This window comes from Nonomuraea sp. NPDC050786, assembly GCF_040654115.1.
Taxonomy (GTDB): domain Bacteria; phylum Actinomycetota; class Actinomycetes; order Streptosporangiales; family Streptosporangiaceae; genus Nonomuraea.
Genome location: NZ_JBFAHJ010000005.1, coordinates 171931 through 194526, shown reverse-complemented (window position 1 = coordinate 194526; position 22596 = coordinate 171931). Strand labels below are relative to the sequence as shown.

The following is a 22596-nucleotide window of genomic DNA, read 5'->3' as shown; positions in this document are numbered from 1 at the left end:
GAATCGGACGATACTCAGCCGCCTTGCAGCCCACTTTCAGGATCGTCCTTGAGCACCTGGGCCGCCCTGCGACAGGCCGCCAGCGCCGCGCGGGCGTACCGTGGCGACGCACCGGCCAGCCCGCACGAGGGGGTCAGCACGACCTGCTCGGCCAGCCGATCGGCGGCGAACCCGAGCCGCCGCCACAGCTCCAGCGCCGGCTTGGCGACCACCCCGACGTCCGGCAGCCGGGTGTCCGTGCCGGGCACGACCCCCAGCAGGAACGTCAGGCCCGCCTCGACGCACTCCCCGAGGGCCTCCTCGTCCCTGCGCCGCAGCAGCGAGGCGTCCACCGAGACCCCGCGCACCCCGGCCCTGCGCAGCAGGTCGAAGGGGACGGCGGGCGCGCAGCAGTGCACGATCGGGCTGTCGAAGGAGCGCAGCGACTCCTCCACCCGCCACTCCTCGACGGCGGCGAGCCGCCCGAACCCCGACGCGGTCGGCACCGTCCCCGCCAGCACCCCCGGCAGCCCGGGCTCGTCGAGCTGCAGCACGATCTCCGTCACCCCGGGCAGCCGCCGCCGCACCTCGGCGCAGTGGTCGGCCACCCCCTGCGCCAGCGAGGCCGTCACATCGCGTACGGCCCCCGCGTCCGAGAGCACCTTGTCCCCGTGCTTCAGCTCGATCGAGGCGGCCAGCGTCCACGGCCCGCAGACCTGCAGCTTGAGCGGCCCCGCGTAGTCGTGCCCGACCTCCTCGAGCCCGTCGAGATCCCGCCGCAGATGATCGACGGCCCGCTGGTGATCGCGCCCCGGCCGGTCGGTCAGCCGCCACCCGGAGGGCTGCACCTCGACGGGGAGCTCGACGAGCATCCCGGCCGTCCTGCCGATCATGTCGGCGCCGACGCCCCTGGCCGGCAGCTCCGGCAGGTACGGCAGCCCCGGCACCTCGCCGAACACGACCCTCATCGCCTCGAGATGATCCTCGCCCGGATGCGACCCGACCCCGGTTGCTTCCCACGTAGACATGGGCACAAGCGTAGGCTCTGTCCAATGGAGCTGACGAAGTACGACCACGCCTGCGTACGCGTGGAGAAGAACGGCAAGGTCCTGGTCATCGACCCGGGGACGTTCACGAAGGATCCCGTGCTCGACGGCGCCGACGCCGTCCTGATCACCCACGAGCACTTCGACCACGTGGACGTCGACAAGCTGAAGGCGGCCTCGCCCGACCTGGAGATCTACACCTGTGAGGGCGTCGCCGCCGATCTGACGGACATCGCGGCGAAGGTCCAGGTGGTACGGCACGGCGACAGCTGGGAGGCGGCCGGTTTCCGCGTGCGGGCCTTCGGCGAGTGGCACGCCAAGAACCATCCCGACGTGCCCGTCGTCCAGAACATCGGCTTCCTCGTCGACGACGAGATCTTCTACCCGGGCGACGCGTTGACCGTCCCGGAGGCGGAGGTGCCGACCCTGCTGGTCCCGACCGGCGGGCCGTGGCTGAAGCTCGGGGACATGGTGACGTATCTCCGCACGGTCCGCCCCGCCAGGGCGTTCTCCACCCATGACGGCCTCTACAACGAGATCGGCCTCGGCCTGGTGGACAACTGGCTGGCAGGCGAGGCCGAAGAGCTGAAGGCCGACGTCCGCCGCCTGGCGGTCGGCGAGTCGGTGACGATCAGCTAGCGGAGACGATCGTGGCCGACCCGATCACCGTGTCGCCGGAGTAGAGCACCGCCGCCTGGCCCGCCGCCACCCCGGTGGCCGGGCGGTCGAGCTCGACGCGGAGGCCGCCATCGATCTCCTCGAAGCGGCACCCGTACACCTCTCCGTGGGCGCGCAGCTGCACGGTCAGGTCGTCGAACGTGGACGGGCCGTTCCAGACGGGGCTGCCGCACGTGATCGAGGTGACCTCGAGCGCGGCACGCGGGCCGACCGTGACCGTGTTGGAGACCGGCTCGATCGAGAGCACGTAGCGGGGCCTGCCGTCGGGCGCGGGGCGGTCGATGTGCAGGCCCTTGCGCTGCCCGATCGTGAAGCCGTGGGCGCCTTGGTGGCTGCCGACGACCTCGCCGCTCTGGTCGACGATGGGCCCCTCGGCCGAGCCCAGCCGCTTGGCCAGGAAGCCTCGGGTGTCGCCGTCGGCGATGAAGCAGATGTCGTGGCTGTCGGGCTTGTCGGCGACGGTCAGGCCGCGCCTGGCGGCCTCCTCGCGCACCTCGGCCTTGGTGGAGCCGCCCAGCGGGAAGATCGCGTGGCTGAGCTGCTCGCGGGTGAGCACGCCCAGCACGTACGACTGGTCCTTGCCCTGGTCGACGCTCCTGGACAGCACCCCGTCGACCAGCTTGGCGTGGTGGCCGGTGGCGACCGCGTCGAAGCCCAGGGCCAGCGCCCGGTCGAGCACCGCCGAGAACTTGATCTTCTCGTTGCACCGCAGGCACGGGTTGGGCGTGCGGCCCGCGGCGTATTCGGACACGAAGTCCTCGACGACGTCACGCTGGAAGCGCTCGGCCATGTCCCAGATGTAGAACGGGATGCCGATCACGTCGGCGGCGCGGCGCGCGTCGCGCGAATCCTCGATCGTGCAGCAGCCCCTCGCCCCCGTGCGATGGGATTGGGGGTTGGCCGACAGCGCAAGGTGGACACCAGTGACGTCGTGACCGGCCTCGGCGATCCGAGCGGCGGCCACGGCGGAGTCGACGCCGCCCGACATGGCGGCAAGCACACGCAGTCCCATGACCTTTCCAGCGTACTGTCCTGCCGGGGGTGCGCGACCATGGTCTGGATCTGCGAGGATTCAGCCCATGCGACTGTTCGGGCGCAAGGACGCGGACGAAGAAGAGGCCGGCGACGGGATCGCCGAGTTCTGGGCGTGGTGGGAGGAGGCCAGGCCGGGGCTCGACTCCCTGGTCGCGGAGGGCGCGGCCGAGGGGCTGGAGGAGCGGCTCGCCCCGGCGGTCGCCGCGATCCATCCGGGCCTGGTCTGGGAGATAGCCCCGGGCAAGGGGGCCGCGCACGCCCTGGTGGTCACCGCCGCGGGCGATCCCGAGCTGCGCTCGCTCGCGCACCGCTGGGCCAAGGCGGCGCCGCCGTCGGACCTGCTGTGGGAGTTCCATCCGTCGCGGCAGGCCAATCCGCAGGCGATGGAGCTGACCCTCGATGTGGGCGGCCACGAGTTCGCGCTCGACAAGGTGATGCTGGGCCTGCGGGTGCCGAGGGACCAGCCGCGCGTGGACGTGACCGCGTACCACCCGATCTTCGGCGAGCTCGACGAGGACACCAGGATGGAGGCCACGCTGCTGGCCCTCGACTGGCTGCTCGGCGAGGACGACGTGGCCAGGTGGGTCGGGGAGATCACGCCCGCCACATTCCAGCCGATCGACTCGGTGGCCGCCGCCCACCTGCCCGCCGTGGTCGCCGACCTGGCCTCGGGCTACACCGAGGAGGAGTGGGTGCTGCTGGAGGGGCAGACGGCGAGCGGCGCGCCGCTGGTCGCCACGGCCCGCCATCCGCTGCGGCCGGTGGACTATCCGCTGTTCGACCAGCACATCGCGATCACGCTGCCGTACGCGCACCGCGACGAGAACGGCCTGCCGGTCGGCGACTCGCTGGCGGCGCTGCGCGACTTCGAGGAGCGCCTGGCCGCGCGGCTGCTCAAGCTGCGTGACGACGCGGTGCTCGCGGCGCACATGAGCGCCGAGGGGCACCGGATCATCCACGTGTACGCCGACCCGACCGGCGATGCGGCGATCCACGCCAAGGAGCTGATCGTGAGCTGGGAGGAGGGCGAGCCCCGGGTGGACGTGGCCGCCGACCCCGCCTGGACCGCCGTGGTGGCCTTCCTCACCTGAGCCCTGAGCGCTCTTCGACTCAGCTGAGGCCGGCTCGCCTGGCGCGCTCGACGGCGGCGGGCAGCACCTCGATCAGGCGGTCGATGTCGTCGCGGGTCGAGGTGTGCCCCAGCGTGAACCTGAGCGAGCCCCGCGCCGCCGCCGCGTCTGCCCCCATGGCCAGCAGCACGTGGGAGGGCTGGGCCACGCCCGCCGAGCAGGCGGAGCCCGTCGAGCACTCCACGCCCTTGGCGTCGAGCAGCATGAGCAGCGCGTCTCCCTCGCACCCGGGGAAGGAGAAGTGGGCGTTGCCGGGCAGCCGGTCGTCCGGGTCGCCGTTGAGCACCACGTCGGGGACGGCCTCGCGGACCCGCTGGACGAGCTCGTCGCGCAGCGACGTCAGGCGGCGGCTCAGGGCCTCCTGCTCCTTGACGGCCGTGGTGACGGCGGCGGCCAGCCCGGCGATGGCGGGCGCGTCGAGCGTCCCCGAGCGCACGTCGCGTTCCTGACCCCCGCCGTGCTGGACGGAGACCGGCGTGAGCCCTCTGGCCAGCAGCAGCGCCCCGACCCCCATCGGGCCGCCGATCTTGTGCCCGGTCATCGTGAGCGCGTCGACCCCCGAGGCGGAGAACGACACAGGCAGCTGCCCCACCGCCTGGACCGCGTCGGTGTGGAACGGGATCCCGTGGTCGTGGGCGATCGCGGCCAGCACGCGAACGGGCTGCACCGTGCCGACCTCGTTGTTGGCCCACATGACGCTGACCAGGGCCACGCTGCCGGGATCGCGCTCGATGGCCTCGCGTAGACTGTCGGGCTGGACCCGGCCGTACGCGTCCACGTCGAGCAGCTCCACCTCCGCGCCCTGGCTGTCGGCCAGCCACCGGGCGGGGTCGAGCGCGGCGTGGTGCTCCACGGAGCTGATCAGGATGCGCCGCCGCGGACGGCGCGACCAGTAGAGGCCCTTGATCGCGAGGTTGTCGGCCTCGGTGCCGCCCGAGGTGAACACGACCTCGCTGGGGCGCGCGCCGAGCGCGTCGGCGATCGTCTCGCGTGACTCCTCGACCACTCTGCGCGTACGGCGGCCCGCGGCGTGCAGCGACGAGGCGTTGCCGACGCGTTGGAGCTGCTCCGTCATGGCCTCGATCGCCTCGGGCAGCATGGGCGTCGTCGCCGCATGATCAAGATAGGCCGACGGTCTGGTCACCCGATCAGCGTATCTCGTTTGCAACTGTACCGTCCGGACGGTACAGTAATGGGCATGCGAAGGGACGAGCTTTTGGACGCGGCGGAGGACCTCCTCTGCGACCAGGGCTCCGCCGCGCTCACCCTGGCCGCCGTGGCGGACCGGGCGGGCGTCAGCAAGGGCGGTCTCCTCTATCACTACGGCTCCAAAGAGGCCCTGATCAAGGGCATGGTGGAGCGCCTGATCGAGGACTTCGACCAGCTCATGGCCGCACAGCCCGGCGAGACCTACACCGAGCGCTACCTGGGCGCCACCCTGGCCGCCGTCCGCTCCGGGCGGCTGCGACGATGGGCCGTGGTCACCGGGGCCTCCGGCAACCTCTTCCTGCTGGCGCCGCTGCGTGACGCGATGGCCCGCTGGCATCGTGAGGGGCTGGCCGAGGAGCCGGATCCGCGGGCGTCGCAGATCGTACGGCTGGCGTGTGAGGGGCTCTGGGACGTGGCCAGCCACGACCCGGAGCTGAACACGGAGGACGACCTCCAGGCTCTCGAGGCCCGGCTGAGAACGCTGCTCAAACCCCCCTCCTGACCGGCCCGCCACCGGCCCCTGCGGCCGGCGGCCTCCCCACCGCTCCCGACCAGCCTGCCTGGGCCCGGAGCGCCCCCGACCGGCCTGGCCGGTCTGAAGCCCGGCCGGCCTGACCGGGCCCTGGGCCGCTCCCCGACCAGCCTGGCCGGCGGACCGCCCCCGGCTCTTGCCCCCTGATCCGACCCATCAGCCGTGCCGTGGCACGGCCGCGTCCAGCGCTTCCTCTCGGCTCCAGCCTCCCGCCCACGGGTTCTCTCCTGCCGTGAAGTAGGGCTCCTTCCGGAACGAGGCGGCGCGGCGGCCGGCGCGGTCAGGCGCCGGGGCTGACGTAATGCGAAATACCGCTAAAAATTGTGACTTTGTGTGAGGTGTAGTTATGTCCCCCGCCCTGAGGAGCGCTCGTTACGGGGCGATCCTGACCTTCGTGCTCGGCGGCCTGATGGTGGGCACCATGACGGTGCGCATCCCCGCGATGACCGACAAACTCCATCTTTCCGAGTCGACGGTCGGCACGATCCTGCTCGTCTGGGGCCTGGGCGCGCTGGTGACCATGCAGTCCATGCGGAAGGTGATGGCCCGCGCGGGCAGCAGGACCATGCTGCGGATCGGTGGGCCGCTCACCGCGCTGGGCCTCGTGGCCGTGGCGTTCGCGCCGAACCTCCCGCTGCTCCTGGCGGCCGTCGCGTTCTTCGGCATGGCGTTCGGCACCGTGGACGTGGCCATGAACGCTCAGGGCTCGACGGTCGAGCAGGCGTACGGGCGGCCGCTGATGAACGGCATGCACGCCGGCTGGTGCGTCGGCGCCATCTCGGCGGGCGCGCTGGGCAGCCTGGCGATCGCCGTGGGGCTGCCGTTCACCGCCAACGTGGCGCTGATCGGGCTGGTCTCGCTGCCCGTCATGGTCGTGCTCGGCCGTACGTACCTGCCCGAGCCCCCGGCGACCGGGACCGTGACGGCGGCCCGCCGTCGCATGCCGCCGATCGTCTACCTGCTCGGCGCGATCATGTTCTTCGCGTTCATGGTGGAGGGCACCGTCGCCGACTGGAACGGCCTCTACATGCGGAACGAGCTGGGCGCCCCCGAGGCGCTGGCGGCCCTCGGCTACCCCGTGTTCGAGGTGGGCATGCTGGTGGCCAGGCTCACCGGTGACCGGTTGCGGACGAGGTTCGGCGTCCGGGGCATGCTGACCGTTTCCGGGGTGGCGACGGCGGGGTTCTTCGCGGCGGTGCTGCTCGCGCCGGCGGCGTTGGTGGCGGTGTTCACGATGTTCTTCGTCGGGCTCGGCGTGGCGACGATCTCGCCGCTGACGCTCTCGCTGGCCGGGACCGCGACCGACACGCCGGGTCCGGCGATCGCCCAGGCGGGCGCCATGGGGTACGCCGGTCTGCTGCTCGGCCCCGTGGTGATCGGCTTCCTGTCGGACGCCACCTCGCTGCGTACCGCGCTCGGCATCGGGGTCGTCCTCGGCGCGTTGATCGCTTTCGCCTCCCGGCTTCTCCCGCGCAGGGAGGCCACCGCGTTCGTCCCGGCTCCGGCCGTCGAACCCGAGCCCGCGAAGCTCGCGGCCTGACATTTGTCACTGTTCAGCCTCGTACGTCCGGCACTGCCCCCAGTAGAGCGGTTGTGCGAGGCTGAGCGCATGTTCAAGCCCTATGTCACCGCGGCGACCTTCGCGATCACGGCGGTCCCCAGCCTCCTCCAGTTCGTGATCCCCGGCTTGGAGCCGGCCCTGATGCGGGATCCGGCCGCGATCCGCGGCGGCGAGTGGTGGCGGCTGGTGACGGCCCTGGTCGTGCAGGACGGCGGCCTCTGGGGAACCCTGTTCAACCTGGCGTCACTCGCCGTGCTCGGCTACTGCGCGGAGCGGTCGTTCGGTCCGGGGCGCTGGCTCGCCCTCTACGCGGCCGGCGCGCTGGCCGGGGAGGTCTCCGGATATCTCATGAACGACCCCGGCGCGGGAAACTCGATCGCCGTCTGCGGCCTGGCCGCCGGCCTCGCACTGGCCGCCACGGAGCGGCTGGACCGTTCGCTGGGCGCGTTCTACGCGGTCGTGCTGGCCGCCTCGCTCCTGTCCGGCCTGGGCACGTGGGGCGTCGTCGCCATGATCGCCCTGGCGGCGGCCGGCACCCAGCTCGTCGGCCGGCGCGAGCGCGTCCCGCTCTGGCTCTTCGTCGCCGTCCCCGTCGCCGCGGCCGCCGTCCTGGTCGCCCGGTTGGACCTCCACGGGTTCGCGCTGCTGGGCGGCATCGTCGTGGGGTGGGTCCTGCAAGGCACGTACTCTTCGACGTCCAGGCGTACGGAGCCGCTCGCCTGAAAGTTCTCCCGGCGTCCGGGTGGAACGGCGCCGCCACTCACAGAGACCCCCAAGCTCCTCCCCCTCAAGGACCCTGCCGGGGCCGGAGCCCGGCGAGCAGGGCGTCGAGGGCGAAGTCGAAGCGATCCCGGTGATCTTCAGGTGTCCCGAGCCCACCGGCCAGTGCCTGGGCCAGCACGGGGTGGCGTTCGGCGTCGAAGTCCGGGACGGGCTCCGGTTCGTCGTGGCCGGGAGTCCGTCCCGCTTCGGCCAGCACCTGGCCGATCACGAACGTCGCGACGGTCGTGATCACATGCAGCGCTTCCGAGGCGTCGAACCCCTCCTTGACGAGCGCCTGCGCGGCGCGTTCGAGGGTGTCCAGCCCGCCGGGAGTGCTGACGGGCCGGGTGGCGAGCAGCGGCAGCAGGGCGGGATGGGCGAGCAGGGCGGCGCGGAACGAACCGGCGAACCTGCGCGCCCACTCCCGCCACGGCCCCTCCGGCCGCACCTCCACGTCGGCCAGCGTCCGCTCGACGAGGCCGTCGAGGACGGCGTCCTTGTTCGGCACGTAGTAGTAGAGCGTCATCGCCTCGACGCCCAGCTCCCGGCCCAGTTTGCGCATGGAGAGCGCGGCCACTCCCTCCCTGTCCACCAGGTCGAGCGCGGCCTGAAGGACCTTCTCTCTTGACAGTCCCACTCGTTTCATACACCGTAAGATAATCGTCTTACGCCGTAAGAGAGGGGTTTCCGTGAAGACCGTGGTCCGCGACTTCATCACCGCCGTCAACGAGCGCCGCCTGCACGACCTGCCCATGCACGTGGCAGCCGACGTCATCGACCACAACAAGATCATCTTTGGCGAGCGCGACGAGCCCGGCGCCGCCTTCGAGGGCTTCCAGATGCAGCTGGACGCGTTCGAGCCGTTCCACCTGTCGGTCGAGGAGCTGCTCGAAGAGGGCGACCGGGTGGTGGCCCGCCTGATCGTCACCGGCGAGCACACCGGCTACCACCCGCGCATGCCGGAGCCGACCATGAAAGGCTTCACCATGGAGTCGATCTTCATCTTCACCATGGCGGACGGCAGGATCAGCGAGATCCGGGCCGTCAGCGACCGGCTGGGCATGTTCCTTCAGCTGGGCTGGGACTGGCCCGAGGCCGACTGAGGCGGTGCGTCACGCCAGGCTCCGGCGGCGGCCGCGTCCTTCACGAATAGGGCGAATTCGCGTGGCGGGCGGCCGAGCGCGCGCTGCACTCCGTCGGACAGGTGCTCGTCCATGCCACGCCGGATCGGGGTGATCGCGTCGGCATAGGCCACGGCATCGGTCTTCGGCCAGCCCTCGCCTTCCAGACGGGCGATGAACTCCTCGACGGTCAGCGGCACGTAGCGCACCGTGCGGCCGGTGGCCTCAGAGATCAACTCGACGGCCTCGGCGATGGTCAGTGCGCGGGGGCCGGACAGCTCGTACGTCTGCCCCTCATGCCCCTCCTCCGTCAGCGCCGCGACCGCCACCGCGGCGATGTCTTCTGCGTCGACGAAGCTCGCCGCACCGTCACCGGCCGGCAGGCGCACCTCGCCGGCGAGCACCGCGTCGCGGAAGAAGCCTTCGCTGAAATTCTGCGCGAACCAACCGGGCCGCAGAATCGTCCATGCCAGGCCGCAGGAGCGCACCGCGTCCTCGCCGTCGACATGGGTCCTGCCTGCCGCGCTGTCGTCACCCGCATAGCCGGGCACGTCCACTCCGCGCCCCGAAAGCAGCACGACGCGCTCGACGCCGAGGTCCCTGGCCTGCTGCACGAACGGCTGGCGACGGCCGCCAGCGCAAGTAGAGCCGCCAAGGTGGTCTCCAGCGACGGCACCCACATTCCCAAGCTGTGCTCGGCGGCCACCGAGCTACGGGATGGTCCGCCTGTGGACTGGCTACGGGTGTAGGTGTCGGCCCTCGCTCTGTCTACCAGACAACCGGATCTAAAAGACTCCGCTCAGCGAGCCACACTCCTTATGCCGGTCAATTGCGGAGCGACTCGGCGAAGCGGCTTTTAGGCGGGGATTGGGGGGCCGCGCCCCCCAATGTCACAGCCTGAGTTCTATGCGCGAAGCGCTGACCGCGAGGACCGTGCCTTGCCCCTGGAGGCCCCGCGCTTACTTGCGCTTGTTGACCTCTTCGGTGAGCTGCGGCACCACCTGGTTCAGGTCGCCCACCACGCCATAGTCGGCCAGCTCGAAGATCGGCGCCTCCGGGTCCTTGTTGATCGCCACGATCGTCTTGGCGGTCTGCATCCCGGCCCGGTGCTGGATGGCTCCCGAGATGCCGGCCGCGATGTACAGCTGCGGCGACACGGTCTTGCCCGTCTGGCCCACCTGGAACTGGTGCGGATACCACCCGGCGTCCGTGGCGGCGCGCGAGGCGCCGACGGCGGCGCCGAGCGAGTCGGCCAGCTGCTCGATGATCGAGAAGTTCTCGGCCGAGCCCACGCCACGGCCGCCGGAGACCACGATCGCGGCCTCCGTCAGCTCGGGGCGGGCGCCCTTCTCCTGCTTGACGCGCTCGACGATGCGGGCCGCCTTGGCGGCGTCGGACAGCGTGACCGACACCTCCTCCTCGGTCCCGGCCCCGGCCGAGGGCTCGGGGGCGGTCGAGTTGGGGCGCACGGCCACGATCGGCGTGCCCTTGCTCACCTTGGACTGCACGTTGATGCCGCCGCCGAAGATGGACTGGTCGGCCACGAAGCCCTCGCCCAGGCCCACGGCATCGGTGATGACCCCGGAGTCGGTCTTGATGGCCAGGCGACCGGCGATCTCCTTGCCCTCGGGCGTGGCGGCCACGAGCACGGCGGCCGGCGACTTGTCGGCCACGAGCTGGGCGAGCAGTTCGGCCTTGGGCGCGACCACGTACTCCACGATGTCGCTCGACGGAGCGACGTAGATCTTGTCAGCGCCGTACTCGGCCAGCCTGGCCTTGGCCTCCGGCGTGATGCCGGGGCCGGCCCAGACGGCGGCGGGGGTGCCGAGCGAGCGGGCCAGGGTCAGCAGCTCGAGCGTGACCTTCTTGACCTCGCCTTCGACCTGCTCGACGAGAACGAGAATCTCCGACATTTCAGTAACTCTCCCGCTCTCAGATGAACTTCTTGGACGCGAGGAATTCGGCGGCCTTCGCGCCACCGTCGCCCTCATCCTTGACGATCGTGCCGGCCGCACGCGGCGGGGCGGCGGCGAAGTCGACGACGGAGGACCAGGCGGCGCCCAGGCCCACCTGGTCGGCGTCGATGGACGCGTCGCCGATGGCCAGCGTCTCGACCGGCTTCTTCTTGGCCGCCATGATGCCCTTGAACGACGGGTAACGCGGCTCGTTGATCTTCTCGACCACGGAGACGACGGCCGGGAGCGTGGCCTCGACCTTGTCGAAGCCGTAGTCGGTGATGCGCTGGACGGTGATCGAGGTGCCGTCGACGTCGACCTTGTTGGCCAGCGTGAGCTGCGGCGTGCCGAGGCGCTCGGCCAGCATCGCGGCCAGCACGCCGGTGCGCGCGTCGGTGGACTCGGAGCCCAGGATGACCAGGTCGAACCCGATCTTCTTGAGCACCTGCGCCATCGCGTACGAGGTGGACAGCGCGTCGGAGCCGTGCAGCGCGTCATCGCTGAGGTGGACGGCCTTGTCGGCCCCCATGGCCAGCGCCTTGCGGATGGTCTCGGTGGCCTTGCCGGGACCCATGGTGAGCACGGTCACCTCACCCTCGTGGGCCTCCTTGAGCCGCAGCGCTTCCTCGACCGCGTACTCGTCAAGCTCGTTGACCACGCCGTCGGCGGCGTCTCGGTCGAGCGTCTTGTCATCGGACCGCAGCTTGCGCTCGGTCGCAGTGTCGGGGACCTGCTTCACGCAGACGACGATGTTCATGGCCGGCGGCCGACCTCCCGTGATCGCGTGCGCCACCGCCTCGCTGCGGTGGACGCCGAATGCAATGCTGTCCAGACTGCCAGGTGCCCGGCGGGCCCCCGACAGAGGGTGTGTTCAGTTTTCCGCGAGTCATGTTACCCATGAGTAGCTTAACCGCAAACCTACAGCTACCCACTATACAGAACTTTGTTCGGTCTAGGCGGAGAGCAGGAAGACGATCCCCACCACCAGCGCCGTGCCCGCGAACAGGGCCAGCGTGAACGTGCTGAACAGCGCGGCCAGCCCGAAACAGAGCCCCACGGCCCCCGCCACGCCCGCCAGGTCCACGATCATCCGGCTGCGCCGGTAGGGGCTGCGCGAGAACAGCGCCACCCCGGCATCGGTCACCGCGCCCAGCGCGTACGCCGCCAGCAGGAACAGCGCCACCTCGGGCAGCGGCTCGCGCGCGGCGGCGGCCAGCAGCGACACGAACAGTCCCGAGCCGATCAGCCAGCGCCTGCGTACCTTCTCCCGGTGCCTGGCCCGCGACTCCTCGACCGACCTGCGAGGCCGCTCCTTGCCCGCCCGCCACTCCCTGGTGGCCAGATGGTCGGCGGCACGCACCCGGGCATGCGTGACAGGGGCGGCACCGAGCCTGGCACAGAGCTGCGCGGCCGTCGGCCGCGCGGCCGGGTCGGCGGCCAGGCACTCGCGTAACAGCGACGCCAGCCACTCCGGAACATCCTCCAGGTCAGGCTGGTGATGCACCACCCGGTACGCGACCGCGGAGGCGGGCCCCTGCCCGTACGGCTGCCGCCCCGTCGCCGCGTAGGCCAGCGTCGCCCCGAAGGAGAACACGTCGGCCTCGGGCCCCGCGCTCTTGCCCTCCAGCACCTCAGGCGCCAGGTAGCCGGGCGTGCCCACCACCGCGCCCGAGGCCGTGACCGACAGCGAGTCGAACGCGCTGGCGATGCCGAAGTCGATGACGACGGGCTCGCCCTCCGCGATCATCACGTTGGCCGGTTTGAGATCGCGGTGCACCACCCCGGCCTCGTGCATGGCGAGCAGGGCGTCGGCCAGGCCGGCGGCGAGACCGCGCAGGTCCGCGACGGGCACGGGCACGGCGCTGAGCGGGCGGCCCTGCACGTAGCGGGTCACGAGGTACGGTCTGGTGCCCTCCAGCGAGGCGTCGAGCACCTCCGCCACGTGCCGCCCGCCGACCCTGCGCATGGTCTCCACCTCGCGTGCCAGCCGGGCCAGCGCCCCGCCGTCGGCGGCGACGTGGGGGTGGAGCACCTTGACCGCGACCGTACGGCCCTCGGGGTCGAGCGCGAGGTGCACCTCGCCGAACCCGCCCGCCCCGAGCCGGGAAAGGAGCTCGTATGGGCCGAGGCGCTCACTCATACCCTCATCTCTCCCCCCGAGAGCCCGTGGGGACACTCAGGACCAGGGAGTCAGGAACCCCAGCCCGAGGTCGCTGAGCAGGCTGTCGATCATCCCGGTGATCAGCCCGATGGTGCTCTGCTTGGCGTCGCTCGCCAGGTCGTTGATCACCGACTCCGGCGCCCGCCACGGGTACCACACCGCGTCCTGCCCCAGCGCGAACATCACCGCGAACAGCGCCGCCGTGCCCACCAGCACGACCGCGACCAGCGCGGCACCCGGGCTGCGCAGCACCCCGGTGAGCGTGCGGGTGACGGCCTTGCGCGGCGCGCCGCCGCCCGGCAGCACGAACAGGCCCGCCGCGAAGGCGCCCGCCGCGAACGAGGCCGCCTCGTTGACGCTCATCTTGCCCGCCCAGTAGAGCGCGCCCCAGACGCACATGCCGAACAGCAGCGACAGCGGCACGTGCACGGCCGTCACGAGCGCGGACTTCACCAGCGCCCACGGGGTGCCGACCACCGCCAGCAGCGGATCGGCCGAGCTGCTCCCGCGCATCTGGCGCCGCTTGACCAGGTCGCCGAAGAGGTATTCGCCCAGGCGCAGCACCAGGGCGAGCGCGACGGCGACCACGCCCACCATGACCGGCATCATGACGGTCAGCGCCACCAGCGTGACCAGCAGGAGCAGGCCGACGACCTGGCTGCCGAACAGGTACTTCTTCCGCTCGGCCGGCGGCTGGTACTGGGGCGGCGGAGTGTACGGGTCAGGCTTCGCCGACCCGTGCGGTGGTCCGCTGGAACGCGGCCCACCGTACGGCCGGGCCTGCGACGGCGCCGTGGGCTGCGGCGCCGGGTAGCCGGCGACCCGCTGGTCGGCGCGCGGCACCGGCGGCCTGGCCGCGACCGGCGCGGGCACGTAGGGCGGCGGCCGCTCCTCCCGGTACGGCCGCTCCTCCCGGTACGGCCGCTCCTCCCGGTACGGCCGCTCCTCCCGGTTGGGGGGCGGCCGCTCCTCCTTGTACGGGGCCGGCGCGGCCCTGCCGTACTCCACCGGCGGCAGCAGGTCGGAGAAGGTGTCCATGGTCCGCGTCCGGTCGGCCATGCGCTTGGTGCCCGTCGGCCCGGAGGCCCCGTCGAGGGGGGCCTCGTGGAACGTGGTCACCGAGGGATCGAGCGCCCTGGCCATCCGCAGCAGCTCCTGCGCGCTGGGCCGGCTCGCCGGGTCCACCTGGAGCGCCCTGCTCAGCCAGCCGCGCAGCCACGCGGGCGACTTGTCGAGCTGCGCCCGCCCTTCCATGATGTTGAAGCAGACCGCCTCGAACGTCCCCGTGCCGAACGGCGGCGCGCCCGTCGCGGCGAAGAACACCGTCGAGGCCAGCGCGTGCACGTCGGCCGCCTGGGTGATGTCGGAGTCACGGATGATCTCGGGCGCCAGATAGCCGGGCGTGCCCACGAACATGCCGGTCTGCGTCAGCCTGGTGGCGTTCACCAGGTGGGCGATGCCGAAGTCGATGACCAGCGGCTCGCCGTTGACCAGCATGACGTTGGACGGCTTGAAGTCGCGGTGGATCACGTCGGCGGCGTGGATGGCCACCAGCGCCTGGCAGAGCCCCTGAGCGAGCCTGATGAGCTCGCGCGCCTCCAGGGGACCCTCCGACAGGACGGTGTCCTCCAGCGTGCGCCCCGGCGCGAAGCGGGTCACGACGTACGGCTGGCCGCCCACGAGCTCGGCGTCGATGACCTCGGCGACGTGCGGGCTGCGCACCCGGCGCATGGTCTCGACCTCGCGGGTCAGCCGGTCGCGCGCCTTGAGGTCGGCGGCCACGTGCGGGTGGAGGACCTTGATGGCGACCTCGCGGCCCTCGCCGTCGAGACCGAGGTGGACGACCCCCATGCCACCTTCGCCGATCTTCCTGACCAGCCGGTACGGGCCGAGGCGCTCTGATGCCTGGGTGTTCATCGCCACCTTCCCCGTGTCATCCCCCCGAGTTCCCCCTCAGACCTTCCAGCTGCTTCACCAACGGTTTGACGTTCACCGGAGTCCATACGGCCCCCCTTGATGGCTCTTCCCCGAACGTGCCGACGGCGAGGACCAGCGAGAGCGCGGCACCCGCCGCGAGGACTCCTGCTGTCACCATCGCCGCTGTTCTCGAGGGTACGAGCGATGAGAGCGTCCTGCGCATCTGTTTGCCAGGACCCTCCACTCCCGGACCCGCGCACACGGTCCACAGCGCGACCGCGGCGCCCCAGGCCAGGGCATTGGACGGGTCCATTCTGGCCACCACGGTGAGCAGCAGGGTCACCGGCAGGCCGAGGATGAGCGCGTAGAGCACCAGCGCCAGCGTGATGCCCACCGACTTGGCCAGCGCCTGAGGGTGGGCGAACACCTTGATCACGTCGGCGGCCGCCGGCCCCGCGCCCCTGCGGGCGGCGAGCCGGGGCTGGGCCAGATCGGCCGCGCGCAGCACAATCGCGACCGGGATGGCGAGGACCGCGACGAGCACGGGCACGAAGACCGCGGCCACGATCATCAGGACGAGCAGCATCGCGCTCGCCACGCCGTACGACTTGGAACGCTGCACCCCGTTGCCCGGGTGGACCGCGGGGACGTACGGCTCGTGCTGCGGGTACTGCGGCGGGATGTACGGGGGCGGCTGGAGCGGGCTCGGCGAGGGCCTCAGCTCGGGGCCCTGGACGTTCGGGACCGGCCCGTTCGGCACCGGCGTGTGGATCCGGCCGTAGTCGGGCGACTCCGGACGCACCCGCCTGGTGGGCACGTCGCCCTCGCCGGGCGGGGCCGCGACGCCGTGGTTGTTGACCGGCTGCTGCCAGGGCGGGGCCATCCCGTTCTCGCGCTGGATCCGCCGCAGTTCCTCGGGCGTCACCCTGCGGGTCGGCCACGGGTCGGGCTGGTTGGGCAGCAGCGAGACGAACTCCTGCTCCTGCGACGCGGCCGGCCGCTCCTGCGCCTCCAGCAGGCTCTTCGGCGTCACCGGCGGCGTGGAGATGTCGTACGAGGGCTTCTCCTGCACCGGCGCGAGGTCGGGCACGACCTCCTTGGGGCGGGGGACGGTCAGGATGTCGTCGGGCGAGAACGCCTTCGGCTCGGGCCGGAGCCTGGCGATCTTCTCGGTCAGCTCGGCGGCGCTGGGGCGCTTGTTCGGATTGCGCTGGAACGCCGCCTTGAGCAGCGGCTGCAACGGCGCCGGGGCGGCGCTGATGTCGGCCTTGCCCGCGGTGATGTTGTAGAAGATCATCTCCAGCGTGCCCTTGCCGAAGGGCGGCGCGCCGGTGGCCGCGAAGAGCAGCGTGCCCGCCCACGCGTGGACGTCGACCTCGGGCCCCGCCTCCTGCCCCTCGATGATCTCGGGGGCGAGGTAACCGGGCGTGCCGATGAACATGCCGGTCTGCGTCAGCCGCGTCGCGTCCACCGCCTGGGCGATGCCGAAGTCGATCAGGACGGGCCGGCCGTCGAGGATCAGCACGTTCCCCGGCTTGAGGTCGCGGTGGATCACGCCCACCGAGTGCACGGCGGCCAGCGCGGACGCCACCCCGTGCGCGACCTTGATCAGCGCGGGCAGGTCGAGGGGCCCGTCGTCCTTGACGATCTCGTCGAGGGGACGGCCGGGGACGTAGCGGGTGACGATGTACGGGCGATGACCGGTGACGTCGGCGTCGAGCACCTCGGCGATGTATTCGCTGCGCACGCGCCGCATCGTCTCGACCTCGCGCGAAAGCCGCCGCCTGGCGACCTCGTCGCCGGCGACCTCTCCACGCAGGACCTTGACCGCCACCTGCCGCCCCTGGGGGTCGACAGCGAGGTGGACAACGCCCATCCCGCCTTCACCTAGCCGCCTGAGCAGCCGGTAAGGGCCTAGTCGGTCATCGTTCATGGCATGAAGCACCATACCGGCTTAATCCCCGCCCACGAGATGAACCATGAGGCCACATTCCCACTCGTACAACGTCCAGAAAGGCCCCATCGGTTTCCCATCCCACGGTCTCGAATCGGCTTCAGTTTGCTCTCAGCCGGCCAGCGGCAGCACCTCGGCGGTCTTCAGCCCGGCCAGCGCGGCGCCGGGGACGGCCAGCTTCGACCTGCGCAGGCCGCTCCCGATCACCACCCTCGGGTGCTCGGCGACATGCGTGTCGACGAGGATCGGCCAGTCGCCCGGCAGGCCGAGCGGGGTGATGCCGCCGTACTCCATCCCGGTCAGCTCGACCGCGTCGGCCATCGGCGCGAAGCTCGCCTTGCGGGCCTCGAGGTGCCTGCGCACCACGCCGTTGACGTCCACCCGCATCGTCGCGAGCACCATGCAGGCCGCGTATCGCGTCTCGCCGCCCCGCTTGGCGGCCACGACCACGCAGTTGGCCGACTCGTCGAGTGTCACGCCGTACCGCTCGCAGAACGCGGCCGTGTCGGCCAGCTCAGGGTCGATCTCGGCCACCTCGGCACCCCCTAGGTCCGCCACGGCCTGGGCCACCGGATCGGCCAGCAGGTCGGTCCGTTCGGTCGCGGGCACCCAGTGCAGCTCCATCTCCTGATCCCATCTCCACAGATCGCTTTCTCCCAGGACCCTAACCCGGGTCACGGGAGCAGCGTGCGGCGTCACGCGGACTGCAGCACTCGCTGGTGCAGCTGGGTGACGACGCCGCGGGCCGACTCCATGGCCCCCGCCTGCCAGGCGATCAGATGGGTGAGCCAGTCGCCCGCGAAGTAAACCCTTCCGGCGGGGCGTTGCAGAAAAGTGAAGGACGAATCAAAGTCCGGCCAGCGCACCCAGCCTCCCTCGATGTGCTGCTGGCGGTGCCAGGCGACGGAGACGCTCGCGAGGAGGTTCTGGCGGTATTTGTCGCCGTGGATCTTCTTGCCCTGGGTGAGCGCTCTGCGCCTTCTGTCCTCCGGGGTGAGGGCTCCGTACAGCTCGGCGTTCTGCTCGGTGTTGTAGTAGCCGACGAGGAGGCCGCGTTCGGAGTGGTAGCCGTAGGACGGGTACCAGATGTGGGTGATGTCCAGGTCGGTCTCGGTCACGCCGCCGTAGATGCGCTCCTCCAGCTCCCACCAGCGCCTGCCGTACTCCAGGCCGATCTTGCCGGCGGCCACCGGGATCGGGGTCCTGAGCGCGGTGGTGACCTGTGCGCCGAGGTTGTGCGGGATCTTGGCGAGGAGGTGGGGCGGGAGGGCGGCGATGCAGTAGTCGGCCTTGACGCTGCCGCCCTCATAGCGGACCTCCACGCCGTCCTGGAGATTGGTGATCTTGATGACCTTGGCGCCGGTCCTGATCCGGTCCCGGCCCACCGCCTCCGTCAGCCTGGTGACGATGGCGTCCATGCCGCCGACCGGCTGGAACATGGGGGTGGCCTGCTCGTAGCCGAAGTCGTTCGTGATGGCCCGGCCGGTGCCGGCCGCGAGGACCTGGTGGAGCGAGCCGGGGGCGGCCAGCGGGGCGCCAGCCTCTATTGCCGGAAATTTCGTGAAACCGCGTCGCGTGGAGCCTTCGTACTCGAGCTTGGGGCCCAGGTCGCCGAACCTTCTGAGAAACTCCAGCAGCCTTTCCCGGTCGTCCTTGGTGAGGACCTTGTCGAGCTTGCCGACATTTGTCGCTTTTGCCAGTAATTCTGCGATATAGCCGTACATATCGGCTCGGGCGGTTCGGGCCCGCATCGTCCGGCCGTTGGTGTGCACGTACGCGGCGGCGTTGTTGTTGACGAAGGTCTCGATGGGGATGCCCAGCTCGCGGCAGTAGTCCAGCGTCACCATCCAGGGGGCGATCCGGGCGGGGCCCGCGTTGAAGTAGACGCCCTCCCCGAACGTCACGTCCTGGGCGGGGCCGTCGATCTCGGCCAGCCGGTCGCCGCCGCGTAAGGTCAGGTTCCGCCCGCCCGCCCTCTCCCTGGCCTCGAGCAGCGTGCAGTCGTAGCCGGCCTTGCCCAGCTCGTACGCGGCCGTCAGCGCCGCCACCCCGGCCCCGAGGATCACGACCTTGGCCGCCCCTTTGCCGCGCAGGCGGAAATCGCCGGGTTGGGGGGCGACGAACTGCTTGTCCTGCTCGGACGGCGCCAGGCCGAGCGCGCCCATGGCGGCGTACATGGCTCCCGCGCCACCCACCGCCCCGATCCCGACGAGCAGTCCCCGCCGGGTCAGCGCCGCCCCTTCCACGTCAGCCGCTCCCTACCCGTAAGGGCCGCTGCCGCAGGCGACCTGGCCGCCGATGGTGGCGAAGATGCCGAACAGCGCCATGATCTGGGTGAAGTCGTCGGTCGTGAACTCCGTGTGCCGCGACCCCACCGTCTTCACGCCCGGGACGAGCGCCACGGCGGCGGCGATGGCGGTGGAGTTCCACTCCACCCCAAGCGTGTACGGCGCCGGCACCACGTACGGCGTGAAGTCGGTCAACCTGCCGAGCGCCCGCGCCGTGGCCTCACGGATCCTGGCCTGGGCGACGCTGGGCGGCAGCAACTCGGCCGAGAACTTGTCGATCCCCTTCTTGACCGCCACCGTCTCGACGTCGCCCAGCAGCTCGCGCGCCTCCTCGCCGACGGCCTGGTCCCCGGTCACCAGCACGACCGGCACCCCGTGGAACCCGGCGCACGCCGCGACGAGCCGCGTCTCGCCGCACAGGTCGCCGTTGAGGTAGACGTTCTGGATCTCCTTGCCCATCCAGGTGTGGTTCAGGACGCCGTCCGGGACGCCCGCGCGGGCGTGGTAGCCCACGAAGCACGCGGCCTGGAACGACCCGTCGAGCCCCTGAGCCATCCGCTGCGCCTTCCCCGGGCCGCGGATGAGGCTCGCCCGGGGGTCGAGCAGGTCGATCCTCAGGTTCTTCGTGGACCCGTGGGCATCGTTGACCAGCACACCGGCCGCCCCGGCGTCGAACGCCCCCTCGATGGCGGCGTTGGCGTCGGCGGTCATCAGCTCGCAGCCGCGCTCGTAACCGCGCTTGCCGGCGTGCATCTCCTCGGGGTCGGTCAACCCCGTCACGCCCTCCATGTCCACCGACAGATAAACCTTCACGCGTCCTTACTCCTCTTTCCGGGGCTGGGGATGGCTCAGCGGCCCCATGTCTCCACCTGGCGGACCTGGTCCCGCGTCATCAGCCCCACGTGCTCGTCCATGAACGCCGCCGCCTCCCCGCGCCACTGCGCGGGGATCTCCTCGAGTGCCCGTGGGTAGCAGCGGTCCAGCCAGCTCGTGGACTCCTCCGTGACGTCGAAGTAGTCGAGCGCCCCCGCGAAGAGCGTGTTCTCGATGCCGGGCACGCGCGCCAGCCCGTACTGGATCATCTCCATCCCCCCGTACGGCGGCTTCCTGAGCCACTTCCTGGCGACCGGGCGGTCGGCGGTGATGGGCGTGTCGAGCGGGCGGCGCTCGACGGCGGCCTGGATGAGCTCCTTGTAGAGGCACTTCCCGCAGGTACGGCAGGGGCCGTCGGCGCCGCGCAGGCACCAGCGCACGTAGTCCTTGAGGTCGGAGCCCAGGGCCAGGCGCATCGTGGTCGCCTCGCTCACCCCGCCGACGGGCAGCACGATGTGCACGCCCGCGGCGGCGAACAGCCTGCCCCACCTGCCGTGCGGCGACCACATGGGATTGTCGGGCGTGTAGCGCCACAGGTAGCGGCCGCCGCCGAGCCAGCGGGAGCCGAGCTCGTAGCCGAAGCCCAGGCCGCCGAGGTCCAGCTGATCGGCCAGCAGCAGCGCGCCCGCCGCGACCGCGTGGTGCTCGGGGTAGCCGGGGCGGGGTTCGGCCAGGGTGAACTCGAGATCGGAGGTGACCGTGCTCAGCTCGCGCCCCGTCTTCGCGGCGAGCTTGGCCAGGACGTCCGACCGGTAGTGGGACCAGCGGTTGGGGACGCGCGGATGGGGCACCCGCCGGAAATGGACGAAGGGCGCCTCGGGGTGGATCGTGGCCGCCGCCACGGAGTCCGCGCCGCCGCTGTACGAGATCGCCAGCCTGCCGCCGGCCTGCCGCGGCTCCGCCCCCACCGGGACCGCCTCGACGCCCCAGCCGGCGTGCAGCGCCTCGGCCACCCGGGCGGAGACGGCGCGGTCGAAGGAGATCCGCTTCCTGGTCCACGGCGCCACGACCGTCCAGGCGGCGACGGCGAAGAGGTCGGGGTGGGCGTCGTCGGGGACGCCGCCGACGGAGCAGGAGTTGGTGGCGAGCTTGACGGGATGCTCGTCCGAGGCCTTGCCCGTGATCTCGTCCTCCGCGTCGAGGCGGAAGGTGAGACCCGTGCCGGCCCAGGTCACGCGCACGGCTGCTCGCCGGATTTCTCAGCGGTACGGCCGGCGCGGAGGTCGTCGATGGCCTGCCAGACCAGGACCTCGTTCTGGAGGACGCCGTCCAGCGCCTTCGCCGTCTCCTGGGCGAGCCGGTGAGCGTCGTCGATCTTCGCCTTGTCGCTCTTGCCGATCAACGGCGGGCGGGCGTTCCTGAGGCGCTCGACCTCGCTCTGGAGCGTGGCCATCTCCCGCCGGAGCGTCTGGACCTCCCACAGCGCGTCCCTGATGTCCTGACGGTGATCGGAAATGGAGATGTAGCGTGAGTCGAACCACGTACGCACGGCCTTCCGGAGCCGCACGGGGACCAGGACGCGCATCATGAAACGTCACCATACTGGCAAACCCGCGCCCGAAAGGACGAGCTAACTGAATGGGTCGAATTCTCGCTAACGACCTGTGAATTTGGGCTTGGCCTTCTCCGCGAACGCCCGCATGCCGATCTTGGCGTCGTCCGTGGCGAAGAGGCCGGCGAACTGCAGGCGCTCGACCTCGAGACCGGTGTCGAGATCGACCTCCAGGCCCCGGTCGACGGCCTGCTTGGCGGCGCGGAGCGCGACCGTGGGGCCGCCGACGAACGTGGCGGCCCACTCCAGGGCGGCCGTGTAGACCTGCTCGTCGGGCACCACCCGGTCCACCAGGCCCATCGCGAGCGCCTCCGGGGCGGGCACGTGGCGGCCCGTGAAGATCAGGTCCTTGGCCCGCGCCGGGCCGATCAGGCGCGGCAGGCGCTGGGTCCCGCCGGCGCCGGGGATGATGCCGAGCAGGATCTCCGGCTGGCCCAGCTTGGCCGACTCCCCCGCGACCCGGAAGTCGGCGCAGAGGGCGAGCTCGCAACCGCCGCCCAGGGCGTATCCGGTGATGGCGGCGATGACCGGCTTGCCGATCTGGGCGACCGCCGTGAAACAGGCCTGGAGCGTGCGGGAGTGGGTGGCCATGTCGGCGTAGGACATGTCGGCCATCTCTTTGATGTCGGCGCCCGCGGCGAAGACCTTCTCCCCGCCGTACACGATGACCGCCTGCGCCTGCGGGTCGGCGTCCACCTCGCGGGCCGCCTCGGCGATCTCCCGCTGGACCTGGCTGTTGAGGGCGTTCATCTTCGGACGGTCAAGACGGATCGTGGCGATCTGGTCGGCCACCTCGACGCTCACAAACTCACCCATGGACCCGAACCTAACATCAGGCCCACG

Annotated in this window: 22 protein-coding genes; 6 read left to right on the top strand and 16 right to left on the bottom strand. The window is 71.2% G+C overall.

Annotation, left to right across the window (positions count from 1 at the left end; translation table 11 throughout):
• Positions 1-14: 14 nt before the first annotated feature.
• Entirely contained in the window at positions 15-1007 is a 993-nt protein-coding gene (locus AB0H84_RS12935; protein WP_357602541.1) for a methionine synthase, read from the bottom strand.
• Positions 1008-1031: 24 nt separating this feature from the next.
• Between AB0H84_RS12935 and AB0H84_RS12930 the strand changes: the two genes are divergently transcribed.
• A complete protein-coding gene (locus AB0H84_RS12930; protein WP_357602538.1) occupies positions 1032-1664 on the top strand; it encodes an MBL fold metallo-hydrolase in 633 nt (210 codons plus the stop codon).
• Here the strand turns inward: AB0H84_RS12930 and mnmA are convergent.
• A complete protein-coding gene (mnmA, locus tag AB0H84_RS12925) occupies positions 1657-2715 on the bottom strand; it encodes a tRNA 2-thiouridine(34) synthase MnmA (protein WP_357602535.1) in 1059 nt (352 codons plus the stop codon). The two genes, AB0H84_RS12930 and mnmA, sit on opposite strands and share 8 nt — an antisense overlap.
• A gap of 67 nt (positions 2716-2782) precedes the next feature.
• On the opposite strand from mnmA, the gene AB0H84_RS12920 reads away from it, so the two are divergent.
• On the top strand, positions 2783-3829 hold the full coding sequence (locus tag AB0H84_RS12920; protein WP_357602533.1) for a DUF695 domain-containing protein: 1047 nt from the start codon (positions 2783-2785) through the stop codon (positions 3827-3829).
• A 19-nt stretch (positions 3830-3848) separates the two neighbouring features.
• Here AB0H84_RS12920 and AB0H84_RS12915 read toward each other — a convergent pair whose 3' ends face one another.
• Positions 3849-5012 (bottom strand): cysteine desulfurase family protein, encoded by a 1164-nt coding sequence (locus AB0H84_RS12915; protein WP_357602530.1) that lies wholly within the window; start codon positions 5010-5012, stop codon positions 3849-3851.
• Positions 5013-5066: 54 nt separating this feature from the next.
• On the opposite strand from AB0H84_RS12915, the gene AB0H84_RS12910 reads away from it, so the two are divergent.
• The 3 genes from AB0H84_RS12910 (at position 5067) to AB0H84_RS12900 (ending at position 7893) form a co-directional block, all read left to right on the top strand.
• The gene (locus tag AB0H84_RS12910) at positions 5067-5579 is read left to right on the top strand and encodes a TetR/AcrR family transcriptional regulator (RefSeq protein ID WP_357602527.1); all 513 of its coding nucleotides are present in this window, start codon (positions 5067-5069) and stop codon (positions 5577-5579) included.
• Between the two features lie 376 nt (positions 5580-5955).
• Positions 5956-7149, top strand: coding sequence for an MFS transporter (locus AB0H84_RS12905; RefSeq protein ID WP_357602524.1), 1194 nt, complete (start codon positions 5956-5958; stop codon positions 7147-7149).
• Positions 7150-7218: 69 nt separating this feature from the next.
• The gene (locus tag AB0H84_RS12900) at positions 7219-7893 is read left to right on the top strand and encodes a rhomboid family intramembrane serine protease (protein ID WP_357602520.1); all 675 of its coding nucleotides are present in this window, start codon (positions 7219-7221) and stop codon (positions 7891-7893) included.
• A gap of 64 nt (positions 7894-7957) precedes the next feature.
• Here AB0H84_RS12900 and AB0H84_RS12895 read toward each other — a convergent pair whose 3' ends face one another.
• Entirely contained in the window at positions 7958-8578 is a 621-nt protein-coding gene (locus AB0H84_RS12895) for a TetR/AcrR family transcriptional regulator C-terminal domain-containing protein (protein WP_357602518.1), read from the bottom strand.
• Positions 8579-8621: 43 nt separating this feature from the next.
• Here AB0H84_RS12895 and AB0H84_RS12890 point away from each other — a divergent pair, with 43 nt between their 5' ends.
• Positions 8622-9035 carry an ester cyclase gene (locus AB0H84_RS12890; protein ID WP_357602516.1) on the top strand — a complete coding sequence of 138 codons (414 nt, stop codon included), beginning with the start codon at positions 8622-8624 and terminating at the stop codon, positions 9033-9035.
• Here the strand turns inward: AB0H84_RS12890 and AB0H84_RS12885 are convergent.
• The 12 genes from AB0H84_RS12885 to AB0H84_RS12830 all read right to left on the bottom strand — a co-directional run bounded on the left by AB0H84_RS12885 (position 9002) and on the right by AB0H84_RS12830 (position 22569).
• Positions 9002-9733, bottom strand: a complete 732-nt coding sequence (locus tag AB0H84_RS12885; protein WP_357602513.1) for an NAD(P)H-binding protein — start codon at positions 9731-9733, stop codon at positions 9002-9004. The genes AB0H84_RS12890 and AB0H84_RS12885 overlap by 34 nt on opposite strands.
• 279 nt (positions 9734-10012) lie before the next feature.
• Positions 10013-10966: an electron transfer flavoprotein subunit alpha/FixB family protein gene (locus AB0H84_RS12880; RefSeq protein ID WP_357602510.1), complete on the bottom strand. Its 954-nt coding sequence runs from the start codon at positions 10964-10966 to the stop codon at positions 10013-10015.
• Between the two features lie 19 nt (positions 10967-10985).
• A complete protein-coding gene (locus tag AB0H84_RS12875) occupies positions 10986-11765 on the bottom strand; it encodes an electron transfer flavoprotein subunit beta/FixA family protein (protein WP_357602508.1) in 780 nt (259 codons plus the stop codon).
• Positions 11766-11960: 195 nt separating this feature from the next.
• Positions 11961-13148, bottom strand: coding sequence for a serine/threonine-protein kinase (locus AB0H84_RS12870; RefSeq protein ID WP_357602506.1), 1188 nt, complete (start codon positions 13146-13148; stop codon positions 11961-11963).
• Positions 13149-13184: 36 nt separating this feature from the next.
• Positions 13185-15086: a serine/threonine-protein kinase gene (locus AB0H84_RS12865; RefSeq protein WP_357602503.1), complete on the bottom strand. Its 1902-nt coding sequence runs from the start codon at positions 15084-15086 to the stop codon at positions 13185-13187.
• A 16-nt stretch (positions 15087-15102) separates the two neighbouring features.
• The gene (locus AB0H84_RS12860; protein ID WP_357602500.1) at positions 15103-17019 is read right to left on the bottom strand and encodes a protein kinase; all 1917 of its coding nucleotides are present in this window, start codon (positions 17017-17019) and stop codon (positions 15103-15105) included.
• Positions 17020-17151: 132 nt separating this feature from the next.
• On the bottom strand, positions 17152-17664 hold the full coding sequence (locus tag AB0H84_RS12855; protein WP_357602497.1) for a YbaK/EbsC family protein: 513 nt from the start codon (positions 17662-17664) through the stop codon (positions 17152-17154).
• 71 nt (positions 17665-17735) lie between these two features.
• Positions 17736-19286 (bottom strand): FAD-dependent oxidoreductase, encoded by a 1551-nt coding sequence (locus AB0H84_RS12850; protein WP_357602494.1) that lies wholly within the window; start codon positions 19284-19286, stop codon positions 17736-17738.
• A 12-nt stretch (positions 19287-19298) separates the two neighbouring features.
• A complete protein-coding gene (locus AB0H84_RS12845; RefSeq protein ID WP_357602491.1) occupies positions 19299-20141 on the bottom strand; it encodes a M55 family metallopeptidase in 843 nt (280 codons plus the stop codon).
• 35 nt (positions 20142-20176) lie between these two features.
• Entirely contained in the window at positions 20177-21382 is a 1206-nt protein-coding gene (locus AB0H84_RS12840; RefSeq protein WP_357602488.1) for a DUF6395 domain-containing protein, read from the bottom strand.
• Positions 21373-21729 (bottom strand): hypothetical protein, encoded by a 357-nt coding sequence (locus AB0H84_RS12835; protein ID WP_357602485.1) that lies wholly within the window; start codon positions 21727-21729, stop codon positions 21373-21375. The genes AB0H84_RS12840 and AB0H84_RS12835 overlap by 10 nt, the downstream gene beginning before the upstream one ends.
• A 66-nt stretch (positions 21730-21795) precedes the next feature.
• Positions 21796-22569 (bottom strand): enoyl-CoA hydratase-related protein, encoded by a 774-nt coding sequence (locus AB0H84_RS12830; protein WP_357602483.1) that lies wholly within the window; start codon positions 22567-22569, stop codon positions 21796-21798.
• Positions 22570-22596: the final 27 nt, after the last annotated feature.